Origin of the sequence: Streptomyces sp. NPDC004126, assembly GCF_050275515.1 — a bacterium.
GTDB lineage: Bacteria > Actinomycetota > Actinomycetes > Streptomycetales > Streptomycetaceae > Streptomyces.
In genome coordinates this window covers 50,321-65,058 of record NZ_JBNNPF010000022.1, presented here as the reverse complement: position 1 = coordinate 65,058, position 14,738 = coordinate 50,321, and the positions used below count along the sequence as shown (strand labels likewise).

Genomic DNA, 14,738 nt, shown 5'->3' with positions numbered 1-14,738 from the left:
GGCCGGCGGCCGCTTGTGGCTTCTGTACTGGCGGGCTGTCAGACGCCGATGATGTGCACGCGATTGCCGCAGAGCTTCGTCATGTCGTCGACATCAGAGGTGAGCAGGGCAACGGGCCGCGGTTGCCGCGAGGCGGCCTCCGCCACAGCCGCATCGATCGCGTACTTGTGGCCGTGAAGGCCCGCCTCCATCAGCAGTCTGGAAGCCGCCCTGGCTTCCTCTTCTCCGACTGGGATCACACGGACACCGGAAAGGATCCAGTTCAGCCGAGTCTTATTGGTACGTGCGTGCACTGCCTCAACGATCGTCAAGGCGCTGATCACGACTTCCATGCCGCGGTTGCGCGCTTCGGCAACGAGAGACACCACGGGCTCGTCATCGTTCAGCAGCTTTGACAGCCCCTCGCTGTCCAGAACGAGGGTGCCCTCGCGGCTCAGCTTGCGGCGGGCCATTCCTTGCCCTCCGCGAAGATCTCATCGAAGACCTGACGGGCTGCGTGCTGGGATTCGTCCGAGAGGGGGCCGCGCCGCTGCTCGTAGTCGGCCAGGTACTCATCGAGGATCTGACCGCGCAGCTCACGCTCCACAGCCGCCGTCACGAATGCCGAGAACTCGCGCTTGCCCACACGCGCGCGAATCGCCTCCGCTGTCCCCTCGGGCAGCGAGAGACTCACTCTGGCGGCCGGCCCCTCGCCGATTCCGTACGTCGTCTCAGACACCCTCCCAAAGTATCAAAGATGTAGGAAAGCATCCCTGTAGTCGTCGGGTGCGGATATCAGCCCCAGACGGCCGTCGGGCGCTGAGACGGGAGGAGCGCGTAGCGATCTGCTGCGCCTGGAGGCTCCGCAGGTCGCTCTGGTCAACCTCTCGTGCGGGTAGCCGACCCCCGGCCCCTCGCCTCGTCTCCGACGGGCCCGCTTCTCGCTCGTCTCCCCCTGTGACCGTTCCTTTTGGGGGTTTCCCGGCAGTCTTTCGGCTTTCCGGGGCGGGTCGGCCTGTCAAGGGTCGCCGAAGGCGATCGCGAAGCGACGCGACGAAGGAGCGCCCTTGACAGGGCGGCCCGAACCGGAAGGACGATGGGACTGACGGGAAACCCCCAAACCCTCCCCGACCACCGCCCAAGGAGATCCCGCCCCCAACCCCCGCCGCCCCGTACCGCCGGTAGTGGATGGCCGCGCGAGCGGGCTCCGCCTAGGGTGGCCGGGTGACGACCCGCCTCTCGGCCCGTGCCGCCATCGCCGCCCTCATCGACCCCGACTCGTTCGCCGAACTCCCCGCCCCGCGCGCGGAGTCGCCCGCCGACGGGCCCATCGGCTGGGCCGGGTACGACGCCTCGCGGGCGCGGGCGGCCGCGCGGACCGGTGAGGCGGAGTCGGTGGTCGTCGGGACCGCCCTCGTCGGGGGGCGGCCGGCGACCGTGATCTCGTTCGAGTTCGGCTTCCTCGGCGGGTCCCTGGGGCAGCGCACCGGAGACCGGCTCGAAGCCGCGTACACGCACGCTCGGGAGCAGCGGCTGCCGCTGGTGTCGCTGATCGCGACCGGCGGCTCGCGGATGCAGGAGGGGATGCTCGCGCTGACGCAGCTCCAGCGGGTGGCGCGGCAGTGCGTGCTCACCCGGGCCGCCGGGCTGCCGCAGATCGCGGTGCTGCGCGACCCCACCACCGGCGGCGGGTGGGCCACCCTCGGGGCGGGCGCCGATGTCGTGCTGGCGCTGCCGGGGGCGCAGGTCGGCTTCGCCGGGTCCCGGGTGCGGCCGGCGGACGCCGATCCGGCGGCGTACACCGCCGAGGGGCAGTACGGGGCCGGGCACGTCGACGCCGTCGTGCCCGCGGCGGAGCTCCCGGGGACGGTGGCGGACTGGCTGCGGGTGCTGGCCGCGCCCCGGGCCGCCGAGGCCGTCGAGCCCCCGGCCGCGCTGGCCGGCGTGACGCCCCCGGAGACCGGCTGGGACGCCGTCCGGCAGGCCCGGCGCCCGGACCGCCCGCGGGCGCAGGCGTACCTGGACGCGTACTTCGAGCTGCGGCTGCCGCTGCGCGGGGACCGGGCCGGGGCCGCCGACCCGGGGATGCTGTGCGGGTTCGGGCTGCGCGAGGGGCGGGCGGTCGCGTACGCCGCCCAGTGCGGCACGGCCACCCGTCCGGCGGGCTACCGTACGGCGGCCCGGGTGATCCGGCTCGCGGACCGGCTCGGGATCCCGGTGCTCACCCTGGTGGACACCCCGGGTGCGGCCAACGACGCGGCCGCCGAGCACGCCGGGGCCGGCCCGGCCATCGCCGACACCTTCGCGGCGCTCGCGGAGGCCTCCGTACCGGTGACCACGCTGCTGATCGGGGAGGGCGGCTCCGGCGGGGCGCTGGCCCTGGCCGCGCCCGGGAACACCTGGGTGACCCCGGACAGCTACTTCTCGGTGATCGCCCCGGAGCTGGCGGCCGCCATCCTCAAGCGCCCCGTCGAGGAGGCCCCGGCCACGGCGGACCAGCTGCGCATCCGGCCGCAGGACCTGGTCGCGCTGGGCGTGGCCCGGGGAATCGTTCCTCCCCCGGACTGATCCCGCCCGCCGGTCTCACCCACCGAACGCCGTTTCCGGCCGCCAGAGTTGGGGACGTACGCTGCGCCGCATGCCACAGCCCGTGCAGCTCGTCGTCCTGATCACCACCCTCCCCGGCCGCGGGTCCGAGCAGGTGGAGGCGTACCAGCGCCTCGCGCCGGTCGTCCGGGCCGAGGAGGGCTGCCTGCGCTACGACCTGCACCGGGTGAGCGACGACCCCGACCGCTTCGTCCTGATCGAGCGGTGGGCGTCGCAGGCGGCTCTCGACGCCCACGACGCCGCCCCGCACATGGTCGAGTCCGACGCCGTGTGCGCCGCGTTCCGGGCGGGCCCGGCGGAGGTGGTCCGGCTGGACGCCGATCCGCCGGCCTGAGGGGTCAGCCGAAGCGGCGGGCCGGCAGCCGCAGGTCGACCGTGTACAGCCGGGTGATCTGCTGCGGGAACTCGTTGTCGTCGCTGGCCAGCAGCAGCCGTACGCGGCCGTGGCCGTCGTGGCCCTCCTGGTCGGTGACGACCATGCCCTCGATGTTGTCCACCAGCGGGTGGTTCTGCGGCAGCTTCGAGGGGGCGCCCAGCGTCAGGCAGCCGTCGAAGTCGCCGAGCGGCGTCTTGCGGGCGGTCCGCAGTCCCGGGCCCCCGGCCAGCACCTCCGTCTTCGAGGTGTCGCTCGCCCCGAGCGGGTCGGCGAGGTACAGCCTGGCCGTGATCTTGAACTCCCGGGTGAAGCCGCGCTCCAGCACGATCAGCCGTCCGTCGCGGGTCGCCGCGAGCTCGGCGAGGCCGTGGCCCGGGTCGACGGGGTAGGCGTACTGCCTGCCGAGGACGAACTCCCCGTTCGCGCGCCGCTCCCAGGTCTGGATCCGCTGGAGGGTGCGGCCCTCGGCGTCCTTGCCGTCGCCCGCGAGCGGCCCCTCCACGCCGGCGACGAGGGTCCGGCCGCCGGGGAGGAGGGTGAGCGACTCGAAGGTCTGGTTCGCCGTGGCCCGGCCCTGGGGCGCGAGGGCGAAGGCGGGCGGGACGGGCAGGGTGGCGAGCACCTGGCCGGTCCGGCTGTAGCGGCGGATGACCGGGGCGGTCTCGTCGGTGACGAGGTAGGTGCCGTCCCGGTCGACGACCACGCCCTCGGAGTCGGTGGTCTTCCCGGCGCCGTCGGTGAGCGGGAGCCGGGCGGTGGCCTTGGCGGTGGGGGTGTTGCCGCGGGCCACGTCCAGGCGGTAGAGCGCCGACTTGTCGGAGACGGCGGCGACGCTCCCGTCCCGGTCGAGGGCGAGGCCGGAGATGCCGCCGACGAGCTTCCCGTCGAGCAGGGCCTTGTCGAGCGAGTCGGAGAAGCCGGCGACGGACATGTACGGGGAGCAGGCGGCGGGCTTGGCCGCGCCCTGGGCGGGGACCTTGGCAGGGGCCTGTCCGGCGGCGGTGGCCGTCGGGGCGAGCGCCCCGGTGAGCGTTGCGGTGGCCACCGCGGTGGTGACGAGCGTACGAAGGCGCATGCGGCCTTCCTCCTGGACGGTTCGGGGTTCGGAGCTGGACCGGGACCGGACGGGGACCCTGCCGAACTGTCATATGCCTGACCGAAACAAAAAGGAAGGGCAGGGGGCGCGGCGGCAACGAACTCGCCAACTCCCGTTCACACGGGGGTGCCGGGGGGGGAACCGCTGCGCCGGGCCTGCCCCTCCCCCTCCCCGCGGCCCGGCGGGCGGCCCTACGCCTCGGGCGTGCGGGCGTCGTAGCGGGCGAAGGAGCGCCAGCGGGCGGCGAGCAGGGCCAGGACGAGGACGCACGTGATCCCGCCGCCCGTGATGGCCACGGTCGGGGAGGTGAGGTCGGCGACGGTGCCGGCCAGGAAGTCCCCGAGCCGCGGTCCGCCCGCGACGACCACGATGAACACGCCCTGGAGCCGGCCCCGCATCCCGTCCGGGGTGGCGGTCTGCATCATCGTGGAGCGGAACACCATCGAGATGGTGTCGGCGCACCCGGCGAGGGCCAGGAAGAACAGCCCGAGCCAGAGGTTGCGGGTCAGGCCGAACACGGCGATGGCCAGCCCCCACGCCGCGACGGACAGCAGGATCGCCAGCCCGTGCCGCCGGATCCGCCCCTGCCAGCCGGAGAACAGCCCGCCCAGCAGCGCGCCGACGGCGGGGGCGGCGACCAGCAGGCCGACGGTCCTGGCGTCGCCGCCGTACCAGAGGACGGCGACGGCCGGGAACAGCGCCGTCGGCTTCGCGAAGACCATCGCGGCCATGTCGGAGAAGAAGGTCATCCGGATGTTGGGCGTGGTCGCCAGGAAGCGCAGTCCGTCCATCACCGAGGCCCGCCCGCCCGTGCGGCCCTCGGGCAGCATCGAGGGCAGCCGCCACATGGCGTACAGGGCCGCGACGAAGGTCACCGCGTCGATCAGGTACGCCGCCTGGTAGCCCCACCAGCCGACGATCACGCCGCCGAGCACCGGGCCCAGCATCGTGCCGGAGGTCATGGTGACGGAGTTCAGCGCGTTGGCGGCGGGCAGCTGCTCGGGCGGCAGCAGTTTCGGGATCATGGCCGAGCGGGCGGGTCCGTTCAGCGCCCCGCAGACGGCCTGGAGGGCGACGACGGTGTAGAGCAGCCAGACCCGGTGGTAGCCGAGCAGGGCGGCGGCGGCCAGGCCGACGGAGAGGACGGTGAGCCCGGTCTGGCTGTGCAGGCCGAGCTTGCGCCGGTCGACGGTGTCGGCGATGGCGCCGCCGTACAGGCCGAAGGCGACGAGCGGGACGAGCGAGAACAGCCCGACGAGGCCGACGGAGAAGCTGGAGCCGGTGATCTCGTAGACCTGGAGCGATATCGCGAGGGCGGTCATCGCCTGGCCCATCCAGGAGATGGTGCCGCCCACCCACAGCCGCCGGTAGTCGGCGGAGGTGCGCAGCGGGGTCAGGTCGGCGAATACGCGACGCTTCTGTCGGGGCGGGGAGGCGGTTCCGGTCACACGGGATGCTAACCAGGCCCTGCTGGGGCGGCTCTGGAGACCGGGGAGCGTTCACACACCCGCAACGCCCTCACCACGCGGATCCGGGGCCCCAGAGGGTGGCCGGCCTTGCCGCTAACCCGCCACTGTCACCAGACATTTGACCAAATCGGCGTACCCTCCACGCCCCCTGTCCGCTCATGATGAAAAGACTCGTATGTCCAGGGAGGCGTAGTGATCGAACCTGGCAACAGCACAACGAGCACCACCGTGAGCAGCATTCCCACCCCCCTCACGGTCGGCGTCGAGGAGGAGTTCCTGCTCGTCGACGCCACCACCTTGCGGGTGGTCCCGGCCGCACCGCTCGTCCTGGCCACCGCCGCCGGACTCCCGCAGCAGCTGCACGCCGAGGGGACCCGGTACCAGGTGGAGATCTCCACCCCGGTCGCGGATTCGGCGGTGACCCTCCGCGAGGAGCTGGCCGTCCTGCGGCGTGCGCTGTCCGCGGCGGCCCGTGCGCACGGCTGCCGGCTGCTGGCCGCTCCCTCGCCCGTCGTGGCGGTGGAGGGGCCCCTGCACCTGACCGACGACGAGCCGCGCCAGCGGGAGCAGCACCGGCGGTTCGGCGCGCTGACGGACACCCTGGTGAGCTGCGGCCGCCACATCCACATCGGCACCCTCGACGTGGACACCGCGGTGGCCGTGTCCAACCGGGTCAGACCATGGCTGCCCACGCTGATCGCGCTGGCCGCCAATTCCCCCTTCTGGGGCGGCCGGGACACCGGGCACTCCAGCTGGCGGGCGATGGCCTGGTCGGGCTGGCCCTCGGCGGGGCCGCCCCCGCACTTCACGTCCACGGCCCATTTCCGGCACTCGGTGGAGACCCTGCTCGGCTCCGGTGCGGCCCTGGACACCAAGATGGTCTATTGGGACCTCCGTCCCTCCGGGAACTGGCCCACGCTCGAGATCCGGGCGCCCGACATGTCCCCGGACATCGACACGGCCGTGCTCCAGGCGGAGCTGGGACGCGCCCTGGTGGCGTCGGCGCTGCGCGCCATCGCGGAAGGGCGGCCGGATCCGCCCGCGCGGGACGACGTACTGCGTCTCGCCCGGTGGCGGGCGGCGCACGACGGCCTGGAGGGCTTCGGCCTGGACCCGTACACGGGTGCCGAGGTGCCGGCGGCCGACCTGGCGGAGGCGCTGCTCGACCTGGTCGCCCCCGACCTGGCCGCGGTGGGCGACCTGGACCACGCGGCGAAGACCCTGGGCAGGCTGCTGCGCGACGGATCGGGGGCCGCGCGGCAGCGTACGGCCTTCGGCCGCCGCGGGGACCTCACGGACGTGCTGCGCCATCTGGTGGAGGAGACGGAGAACTTCTAGCCGGTCCAGCCGGACCGTCCGGCGGCCGCGGCCGCGGGTGCCCCGCTCCGGGCGTCCGCGGCCGCGGCGCGTCTCAGAGCCAGCCGCGCTGGGCGGCGCGCAGTCCGGCCTCGAAGCGGCTGGTGGCGTCGAGGCGTTCCATCAGTGCGGACATCTGGCGGCGGACGGTGCGCAGGGAGACCCCGAGCCGCTTGCCGGCGGCCTCGTCGGTCAGGCCGGAGGCCAGCAGCTTGAGGAGTTCGCGTTCGCCGGCGGTGATCCCGTCCTCGGCGGCCTGTTCGCGGGCGGCGCCGAGCGGGACGGCCTGCTCCCAGGTCTGCTCGAAGAGGCTGACCAGGGAGGCGACGATGCCGGGGGAAGTGGTGCAGAGGGCGCCGAGCCGGGAGTTCGCGGGGTCGATGGGGACCACGGCGGTCTTCCGGTCGAAGATCACCAGGCGGGGCGGCAGCACCGGGCTGGTGCGGACCTGCCCCCCGAGATCGGTCGACCACTGCACGTAGGCCAGGGTGACGGGGTCGTTGCGGACGCTGTCCTGGTAGACCGAGCGCAGCTGGATCCCGCGGCCCAGGGCGTCCTCGTCCAGCGGCCGTGAGGCGTCCAGGCTGGCCTGGGACTGGGCGCCGCCCGGCATGATCGAGAGGCATTCGACGCTGAGGTCCCGGGCGAGGACCTCCAGCCGGGACTGGATGGCGTCGAGGCCCACCAGCCGTTCCGCGCCGTCGGACTCGGTGTTGGGCCGCAGGCCCGCGAACTCCGCGACGGCGCGGGCCGCCGCCGCCTTGCTGGCTGCCAGCTCTTGCTGCCGGCGTATCAGGTCCTCTTCCTGGCGGCGCAGTATCTGCTCCAGCCCGGCCTCGGGACTGACCGCCCGCAGCCCGCCCGCGTGGTCGCGCGAGGGGGTGAGCAGGTCGAGGTCGACGAGCCGGTCGAGCCCCTCGCGCACCTCCGCCTCGGTCATGCCCAGCCGTGCGCCCAATTCGGCCACGCCGCCGGTCGGATCGGCGAGCATCTCCCGGTAGACAGCCTCTACGAGAGTGTCAAGTCCCAATGCTTCCAGCATGCTTGTGCCCCCCGGCCTGTCGGTACGACGGATGACTTCCCGCCGATTGTCTTGATCCTAAAGGTGCGCAGGTCGGGCCATAGGCAGTCTCTTTCGATCTTCCTTCGGCGGCACCTTGGTGCCTGTCACCTTGGTGCCATCCGATTCCTCTTCTGCGTCTATACGCGGGCCAGCAGGATGGTGTTCACCGGGACGGCGGGGCACGGAGCCCCGCCCCAGGCCAGGGCCGAGAGGCCGGACCGGTGCAGCGCGTCCCAGCCACACCACGCCGAAGCCGCTCGCTCGTGTTCCAGGGGGATCACATGTCTCGCACCGCTCGCCTGATCGCCGCCGCCGGCCTGACCGCCCTGCTGTCCTGCACCGCCGCCGTCGCGGTCACCACCGGTCCCGGCCGCATCGGCTGGGACTCGGTCCAGGCCGCCACCGCCCCCGGCGAGATCGGCTGGGACTCGGTGCGGGCCGCCGACCCGCAGGGGATCGGCTGGGACTCCGCCGCCGCCGACAAGCGTCGAATCGGCTGGGACTGATCCTCCGTCCGGCGCCGGACGGAGGGCGGCGCCGGACGGGCGAAGACCGGCAGCGGGGCCGACCACTCCGACCCTGCCGTGACGTACGCCACACACTCGCCCGCGCACTCCACCCCTGGAACGCCGAAGCCGCAGGTGCAATCGTTTCTGCACCTGCGGCTTGCGGTGGGGCGGGTGGGACTCGAACCCACGGCCGACGGATTATGAGTCCGCTGCTCTAACCGGCTGAGCTACCGCCCCTTTACGGCGTGGCGCGTACATGTGTGCGCGCCGTCTGCCGCAGCATAGCCGCTCATACGATCTCCTGCCTCGGATGCCCCGCATGATCGGCTGCGCTTGTTCAGAGAGACCGCGCCGAGGGCTGCCCGGTTCCCGGATCAGGGCAAAAAGAAAGAGGACCCTCCCGGGTCCTCTCCTCTTCACTGCTCCCCCGACTGGACTCGAACCAGTAACCTGCCGGTTAACAGCCGGCTGCTCTGCCAATTGAGCTACAGGGGACCGCGCTCCCCCGACTGGACTCGAACCAGTAACCTGCCGGTTAACAGCCGGCTGCTCTGCCAATTGAGCTACAGGGGATTGCTGCGGTGCACCGAACAGCCCACCTCCGGCCTTGCCGGGGGGCGAGCGCCCGTTGCGAGTCATAGATTAGCGCAAGCAGGGGGGTGCTCCGCCAATCGGTATCGCAGCAGGCCGGGCACCGAGACAACGAAGGGTGGCAGGCATGCGCTACAAGGTCACGTTCCTCGCCGGAGTAGCCCTCGGATACGTGGTGGGCGCGGCGGCGGGACGCGAGCGGTACGAGGAGATGAAGAAGTCCGCCCGGCGCATCGCGCAGAACCCGGCGGTGCGCAACGCCGCCGAGACCGCCGGGCACACCGGACGGCAGTTCGCGGGCAAGGCGTTCGCGGCGGTGGGCCACACGGTCGGCGGCGCCGTTCCCGACTCCGTGGCGAAGCACGTGCGGTCGCTGCGCGAGCGGGGGCAGGGCGCCGATGACGAGTGGGGCACGAGCAACACCTGAGACGGATGGTTCCGGCCCGGCGTGCGGCAGAATTCTCCGCATGGGGATAGTCGCCGGGCTGGACAGCTCTTCCACCTTCACTCGCATCGTCGTCTGCGACACGGACACGGGGGCCGTGCTGCGCCAGGGCTACGCGCCCCATCCGCAGCCCGCCGGTGAGACCGTCCCCCACGAGACCGATCCGCAGGCCTGGCTGCTCTCCCTCGGCGAAGCCGCCGGGGGCGGGCTGCTGGAAGGCGTCCAGGCCATCGGCGTCTCCGCGCAGCAGCACGGCCTGCTGCCGCTGGACGCGCAGGGCGCGCTGGTCCGCCCGGCCATGATCGGCAACGACAAGCGCGGCCAGGTCGCCGCCGCCGACCTCATCGGGGCGCTCGGCGGCAAGGCCGCCTGGGTGGCCGCCGTCGGCGCCGTCCCGCACGCCGCGCAGCCGGTCACGAAGCTCGCCTGGCTGGCCCGCAACGAACCCGAGGTGGCGCGCAGGGTGGCCGTGGTGCTGTCCCCGCACGACTGGCTCGTCTGGCAGCTGCTCGGCCGGCCCGCGCGCCGCACCACCGACCGGGCCGCCGCCTCGGGCACCGGGTACTGGTCGGCGGCCACCGGCTCCTACCGTCCCGACCTGGTCGAGCTGGCGCTCGGGCACCAGGCGCTGCTGCCCGAGGTGCTCGGCCCCGCCGACGCCGCCGGGATGACCCCCGAGGGCCTGCTGATCTCCGCGGGGACCGGGGAGACCACGGCCGCCGCGCTGGGGCTCGGCATCGGCCCGGGCGACGCGGTGGTCTCGCTGGGCGCCTCCGGTTCGGTGATGGCCGTGCACCACGAGGCCCTGTCGGACCCGGGCGGCCTGATCACCTCCCTCGCCGACGCGAGCGGCATGCACCTGCCCGTGGTGAACACCTCCAACGCCGTACGGGCCCTGCGCGGCACCGCCGACATGCTGGGCACCGACCTGGAGGGGCTGAGCGCGCTCGCGCTGAAGTCGACCCCCGGTGCACACGGGCTCGTGCTCCTGCCGTACCTGGAGGGAGAGCGGACCCCGAACCTGCCGCACACCGCCGGCACCCTTTCGGGGCTGCGCCGGGACTCGATGAAGCCCGAGCACCTCGCGCGGGCCGCCTTCGAGGGCATGCTGTGCGGGCTGGTCGACGCCCTCGACGTGCTGCGGCACCGGGGCGTGGGGATCCGCCGGGTGTTCCTGCTCGGGGCCGCCGCCGAGCTGCCGGCCGTACAGGCCGCCGCGCCCGGGCTGTTCGGGACGCAGGTCGTCGTGCCTGCTCCGGCGGACTACGCGGCGCTGGGCGCGGCCCGTCAGGCGGCCTGGGCGCTCGGGGTGCGGCAGGGCACGCTGGCCCCGCACGTCCCGCCGCTGTGGCCGGCCCCGCCGGCCCAGGTGTTCGAGCCGGGCGAGGACTACCCGGCCTGGCAGGCCGTCCGCCAGCAGTACGTCACCACGCGGGAGCAGATGCACCCGGGGGCGTTCGGGTTCTAGGGCGGGGGCCGCAGGCTCCTGGTCCTTTTGACCGGGCTTTGCGAAATCCGGTGGGGTTCGGGCACTCCGTTGGCAGAAGATGGAGTGAACCCCCTCGATCTTGCCTACCGGAGCCTGCGCGTGCTCATACGACTGCTGCGGACCCACCTGGGTCCGTACAAGAAAGCCATCGCCGCACTGGTGCTGCTGCAACTCCTGCAGACCAGTGCGAGCCTCTACCTGCCCACCCTCAACGCGGACATCATTGACAACGGTGTCATCAACGGGGACACCGGCTACATCCTGCGCTTCGGCGCGCTGATGCTCGGGGTCTCCCTCGTCCAGCTCGTCTGCAATGTCGGGGCCGTCTACTACGGTGCCCGCACCGCGGCCGCGCTCGGCCGCGACGTCCGCGCCTCCGTCTTCGACCGGGTGCAGAGCTTCTCGGCGCGGGAGCTGGGCCAGTTCGGCGCCCCCTCGCTGATCACCCGTACGACGAACGACGTCCAGCAGGTCCAGATGCTGGTGCTGATGACCTTCACCCTGATGGTCTCGGCGCCGATCATGTGCGTCGGCGGCATCGCCATGGCCCTCTCGCTCGACGTGAAGCTGTCGGGCGTCCTGCTCGCGGTGGTGCCCGTGCTGGGCGTCTCGGTCGGCGCGATCGTCTGGAAGACGCGGCCGCTGTTCCGCCTGATGCAGGAACGCCTCGACGTCGTCAACCGGGTGCTGCGCGAGCAGATCACCGGCAACCGCGTGATCCGCGCCTTCGTCCGCGACGGCTACGAGGAGGAGCGCTTCCGCCGGGCGAACTCCGAGCTGACCGCGGTCTCGCTGGCCTCCGGCAAGCTGCTCGCGCTGATGTTCCCGGTCGTCATCCTGGTCGTGAACATCTCCAGCGTCGCCGTCATCTGGTTCGGTGCGATGCGGGTGGACGGGGGCGGCATGGAGATCGGCCAGCTGACCGCCTTCCTCGCCTACCTGATGCAGATCGTCATGGCCGTGATGATGGCCACCTTCATGTTCATGATGGTGCCGCGCGCCGAGGTCTGCGCCGAGCGCATCCAGGAGGTCCTGGACACCGAGTCCAGCGTGGTCCCGCCCGCCGACCCGGTGCGTACGCTCACCCGGCGGGGGCAGCTGGAGCTGCGCGGCGCCGACTTCCGCTACCCGGGTGCCGAGGCCCCGGTGCTGCGCGGGGTGGACCTGGTGGCCCGCCCCGGCGAGACCACCGCGGTGATCGGCTCCACCGGCAGCGGCAAGTCGACGCTGCTGGGCCTGGTGCCCCGGCTCTTCGACGCGACCGGCGGTGACGTGCTGGTCGACGGGGAGGACGTGCGCCGGATCGACCCGGAGCTGCTGGCCCGGACGGTCGGCATGGTCCCGCAGAAGCCGTACCTGTTCTCCGGGACGGTCGCCTCCAACCTGCGCTACGGGCGCCCGGACGCGACCGACGAGGAGCTGTGGCGGGCCCTGGAGGTGGCCCAGGCCAAGGACTTCGTGTCCGAGCTGGAGGGCGGCCTCGAAGCGCCGGTCACCCAGGGCGGGACGAACGTCTCCGGCGGCCAGCGCCAGCGTCTGGCGATCGCCCGCACGCTCGTGCAGCGCCCGGAGATCTACCTGTTCGACGACTCCTTCTCGGCCCTGGACTACGCGACGGACGCGGCGCTGCGCGCGGCGCTCTCCCGGGAGACCGAGGACGCGACGGTCGTCATCGTGGCCCAGCGGGTCTCCACGATCCGCGACGCCGACCGGATCATCGTCCTCGACGAGGGCCAGGTGGTGGGCGAGGGCCGCCACCACGAGCTGATGGCCGGCAACGAGACCTACCGGGAGATCGTGCTCTCCCAGCTGACGGAGGCGGAGGCCGCATGAGCGGGCCCGGAGGACGGATGATGATGGGGCCGGGCCAGCGGTCCCTGGACTTCAAGGGGTCCGGAAAGCGGCTGCTGCGCCAGCTGGCGCAGGACCGGGCCAAGCTGTGGGGCATGGTCGCGGCCGTGGTCGGCAGCGTCGGCTGTGCGGTGGTCGGGCCGAAGATCCTCGGCGAGGCCACCGACCTGGTGTTCGCGGGGATCGTCGGCCGGCAGATGCCGGACGGCCTGACCAAGCAGCAGGCGCTGGACGGGCTGCGCGCCAGGGGCCAGGACGGCATGGCGGACATGCTGTCCGGCACCGACTTCACTCCCGGGCGGGGCATCGACTTCGGCGCCGTCGGGGTGACGGCGCTGTGGGCACTGCTGGTGTTCACCCTGGCGGGCCTGCTGATGCTGGTCGCCACGCGGCTGTCGAACCACGTGATGAACGGCACCGTCTACCGGATGCGCGAGGAGCTGCAGGCGAAGCTGTCGCGGCTGCCGCTGTCGTACTTCGACCAGCAGAAGCGCGGTGAGGTGCTGAGCCGGGCGACGAACGACATCGACAACATCGGCCAGACCCTCCAGCAGACGATGGGACAGCTGCTGAACTCGCTGCTGACGATCGTCGGCGTGCTGGTGATGATGTTCTGGATCTCGCCGCTGCTGGCGCTGGTCGCGCTGCTGACCGTACCGGTGTCGGTGGTGGTCGCGGCGAAGATCGGCAAGAGGTCGCAGCCGCAGTTCGTGGCGCAGTGGAAGACCACGGGCACGCTGAACGCCCACGTCGAGGAGATGTACTCCGGGCACTCGCTGGTGAAGGTCTTCGGGCGGCAGAAGGAGTCGGCGGCGGTCTTCGCCGAGCAGAACGAGGAGCTGTACCGGGCCTCGTTCAAGGCGCAGCTGGTCAGCGGCATCATGCAGCCGGTGATGTTCTTCATCTCGAACATCAACTACGTGCTGGTCGCGGTCGTCGGCGGTCTGCGGGTGGCCTCGGGCACCCTGTCGATCGGTGACGTGCAGGCGTTCATCCAGTACTCGCGCCAGTTCTCGATGCCGCTGTCGCAGGTGGCGTCGATGGCGAACCTGGTGCAGTCGGGCGTCGCCTCGGCGGAGCGGGTGTACGAGCTGCTGGACGCGCCGGAGCAGGAGCCGGACGCGGAGGTCCCGGAGCGTCCCGAGGAGCTGCGCGGTCAGGTGACCCTGGACAAGGTGGCCTTCCGCTACGAGCCGGACAAGCCGCTCATCGAGAACCTCTCGCTGACGGTGGAGCCGGGCCAGACGGTCGCCATCGTCGGCCCGACGGGCGCCGGCAAGACCACGCTGGTCAACCTGCTGATGCGGTTCTACGAGGTCACGGGCGGGGAGATCGCCCTGGACGGGGTGGACATCGCGAAGATGACCCGCGAGGAGCTGCGCGGCGGGATCGGCATGGTGCTGCAGGACACCTGGCTGTTCGGCGGCACGATCGCGGAGAACATCGCGTACGGCGCGTCCCGCGAGGTGACGCGGGCCGAGATCGAGGAGGCCGCGCGGGCGGCGCACGCGGACCGTTTCATCCGCACCCTGCCGGACGGCTACGACACGGTGCTGGACGACGAGGGCGCGGGTGTCAGCGCGGGCGAGAAGCAGCTGATCACCATCGCGCGGGCGTTCCTGTCGGACCCGGTGATCCTGGTGCTCGACGAGGCGACGAGTTCGGTGGACACCCGTACCGAGGTGCTGATCCAGAAGGCGATGGCGCGGCTGGCGCACGGCCGTACGTCCTTCGTGATCGCGCACCGGCTGTCGACGATCCGCGACGCCGACGTGATCCTGGTGATGGAGAGCGGTTCGATCGTGGAGCAGGGCACGCACGGGGAGCTGCTGGCGGCGGAGGGCGCGTACGCGCGGCTGTACGCGGCGCAGTTCGCGCAGGCGGTGGCCGAGGTCGACTGACCGGCC

13 protein-coding genes and 3 tRNA genes are annotated in these 14,738 nt (G+C 72.3%); 8 read left to right on the top strand and 8 right to left on the bottom strand.

All coding sequences use genetic code 11. The features are described 5' to 3' along the window. Positions 1-38 precede the first annotated feature (38 nt). Positions 39-452, bottom strand: a complete 414-nt coding sequence (locus ACQKM2_RS21730; protein WP_427711981.1) for a DNA-binding protein — start codon at positions 450-452, stop codon at positions 39-41. Continuing rightward, the gene (locus tag ACQKM2_RS21725; protein ID WP_427711979.1) at positions 434-718 is read right to left on the bottom strand and encodes a hypothetical protein; all 285 of its coding nucleotides are present in this window, start codon (positions 716-718) and stop codon (positions 434-436) included. The genes ACQKM2_RS21730 and ACQKM2_RS21725 overlap by 19 nt, the downstream gene beginning before the upstream one ends. Before the next feature lie 485 nt (positions 719-1,203). On the opposite strand from ACQKM2_RS21725, the gene ACQKM2_RS21720 reads away from it, so the two are divergent. Beyond that, a complete protein-coding gene (locus ACQKM2_RS21720) occupies positions 1,204-2,547 on the top strand; it encodes a carboxyl transferase domain-containing protein (protein WP_427711977.1) in 1,344 nt (447 codons plus the stop codon). A 70-nt stretch (positions 2,548-2,617) separates the two neighbouring features. Then, the gene (locus ACQKM2_RS21715) at positions 2,618-2,920 is read left to right on the top strand and encodes a putative quinol monooxygenase (protein ID WP_427711975.1); all 303 of its coding nucleotides are present in this window, start codon (positions 2,618-2,620) and stop codon (positions 2,918-2,920) included. A gap of 4 nt (positions 2,921-2,924) precedes the next feature. On the opposite strand, the gene ACQKM2_RS21710 is transcribed toward ACQKM2_RS21715, so the two are convergent. Next, positions 2,925-4,037, bottom strand: a complete 1,113-nt coding sequence (locus ACQKM2_RS21710) for an esterase-like activity of phytase family protein (protein ID WP_427711973.1) — start codon at positions 4,035-4,037, stop codon at positions 2,925-2,927. Between the two features lie 212 nt (positions 4,038-4,249). After that, on the bottom strand, positions 4,250-5,506 hold the full coding sequence (locus ACQKM2_RS21705) for an MFS transporter (RefSeq protein WP_427711971.1): 1,257 nt from the start codon (positions 5,504-5,506) through the stop codon (positions 4,250-4,252). A 249-nt stretch (positions 5,507-5,755) separates the two neighbouring features. Between ACQKM2_RS21705 and ACQKM2_RS21700 the strand changes: the two genes are divergently transcribed. Beyond that, positions 5,756-6,865 carry a carboxylate-amine ligase gene (locus ACQKM2_RS21700; RefSeq protein ID WP_427711969.1) on the top strand — a complete coding sequence of 370 codons (1,110 nt, stop codon included), beginning with the start codon at positions 5,756-5,758 and terminating at the stop codon, positions 6,863-6,865. Between the two features lie 73 nt (positions 6,866-6,938). On the opposite strand, the gene ACQKM2_RS21695 is transcribed toward ACQKM2_RS21700, so the two are convergent. Beyond that, the gene (locus ACQKM2_RS21695) at positions 6,939-7,925 is read right to left on the bottom strand and encodes a helix-turn-helix transcriptional regulator (protein ID WP_427711968.1); all 987 of its coding nucleotides are present in this window, start codon (positions 7,923-7,925) and stop codon (positions 6,939-6,941) included. Between the two features lie 302 nt (positions 7,926-8,227). Between ACQKM2_RS21695 and ACQKM2_RS21690 the strand changes: the two genes are divergently transcribed. Then, positions 8,228-8,452 (top strand): hypothetical protein, encoded by a 225-nt coding sequence (locus ACQKM2_RS21690; protein ID WP_427711966.1) that lies wholly within the window; start codon positions 8,228-8,230, stop codon positions 8,450-8,452. Positions 8,453-8,618: 166 nt separating this feature from the next. On the opposite strand, the gene ACQKM2_RS21685 is transcribed toward ACQKM2_RS21690, so the two are convergent. The 3 genes from ACQKM2_RS21685 to ACQKM2_RS21675 all read right to left on the bottom strand — a co-directional run bounded on the left by ACQKM2_RS21685 (position 8,619) and on the right by ACQKM2_RS21675 (position 9,028). After that, a tRNA-Ile gene (locus ACQKM2_RS21685) sits at positions 8,619-8,692 on the bottom strand. Between the two features lie 185 nt (positions 8,693-8,877). Continuing rightward, positions 8,878-8,950: transfer RNA gene (locus ACQKM2_RS21680), tRNA-Asn, on the bottom strand. Positions 8,951-8,955: 5 nt separating this feature from the next. Further along, positions 8,956-9,028 (bottom strand) — tRNA-Asn (locus ACQKM2_RS21675). Between the two features lie 145 nt (positions 9,029-9,173). On the opposite strand from ACQKM2_RS21675, the gene ACQKM2_RS21670 reads away from it, so the two are divergent. The 4 genes from ACQKM2_RS21670 to ACQKM2_RS21655 all read left to right on the top strand — a co-directional run bounded on the left by ACQKM2_RS21670 (position 9,174) and on the right by ACQKM2_RS21655 (position 14,732). Continuing rightward, the gene (locus ACQKM2_RS21670) at positions 9,174-9,473 is read left to right on the top strand and encodes a YtxH domain-containing protein (RefSeq protein ID WP_427711964.1); all 300 of its coding nucleotides are present in this window, start codon (positions 9,174-9,176) and stop codon (positions 9,471-9,473) included. Between the two features lie 40 nt (positions 9,474-9,513). Continuing rightward, entirely contained in the window at positions 9,514-10,959 is a 1,446-nt protein-coding gene (locus ACQKM2_RS21665) for an FGGY family carbohydrate kinase (RefSeq protein WP_427711962.1), read from the top strand. Between the two features lie 120 nt (positions 10,960-11,079). Further along, positions 11,080-12,813: an ABC transporter ATP-binding protein gene (locus ACQKM2_RS21660; RefSeq protein ID WP_427712095.1), complete on the top strand. Its 1,734-nt coding sequence runs from the start codon at positions 11,080-11,082 to the stop codon at positions 12,811-12,813. Beyond that, the gene (locus ACQKM2_RS21655; RefSeq protein WP_427711960.1) at positions 12,810-14,732 is read left to right on the top strand and encodes an ABC transporter ATP-binding protein; all 1,923 of its coding nucleotides are present in this window, start codon (positions 12,810-12,812) and stop codon (positions 14,730-14,732) included. Before ACQKM2_RS21660 ends, ACQKM2_RS21655 begins: the two co-directional genes overlap by 4 nt. Positions 14,733-14,738 lie beyond the last annotated feature (6 nt).

What these genes read in the sequence shown, in the direction of transcription:
- ACQKM2_RS21730 (WP_427711981.1), bottom strand. Translation starts at nt 452, where the DNA reads ATGGCCCGCCGCAAGCTGAGCCGCGAGGGCACCCTCGTTCTGGACAGC.
- ACQKM2_RS21715 (WP_427711975.1), top strand. Translation starts at nt 2,618, where the DNA reads ATGCCACAGCCCGTGCAGCTCGTCGTCCTGATCACCACCCTCCCCGGC.
- ACQKM2_RS21710 (WP_427711973.1), bottom strand. Translation starts at nt 4,037, where the DNA reads ATGCGCCTTCGTACGCTCGTCACCACCGCGGTGGCCACCGCAACGCTC.
- ACQKM2_RS21695 (WP_427711968.1), bottom strand. Translation starts at nt 7,925, where the DNA reads ATGCTGGAAGCATTGGGACTTGACACTCTCGTAGAGGCTGTCTACCGG.
- ACQKM2_RS21690 (WP_427711966.1), top strand. Translation starts at nt 8,228, where the DNA reads ATGTCTCGCACCGCTCGCCTGATCGCCGCCGCCGGCCTGACCGCCCTG.
- ACQKM2_RS21670 (WP_427711964.1), top strand. Translation starts at nt 9,174, where the DNA reads ATGCGCTACAAGGTCACGTTCCTCGCCGGAGTAGCCCTCGGATACGTG.
- ACQKM2_RS21665 (WP_427711962.1), top strand. Translation starts at nt 9,514, where the DNA reads ATGGGGATAGTCGCCGGGCTGGACAGCTCTTCCACCTTCACTCGCATC.
- ACQKM2_RS21655 (WP_427711960.1), top strand. Translation starts at nt 12,810, where the DNA reads ATGAGCGGGCCCGGAGGACGGATGATGATGGGGCCGGGCCAGCGGTCC.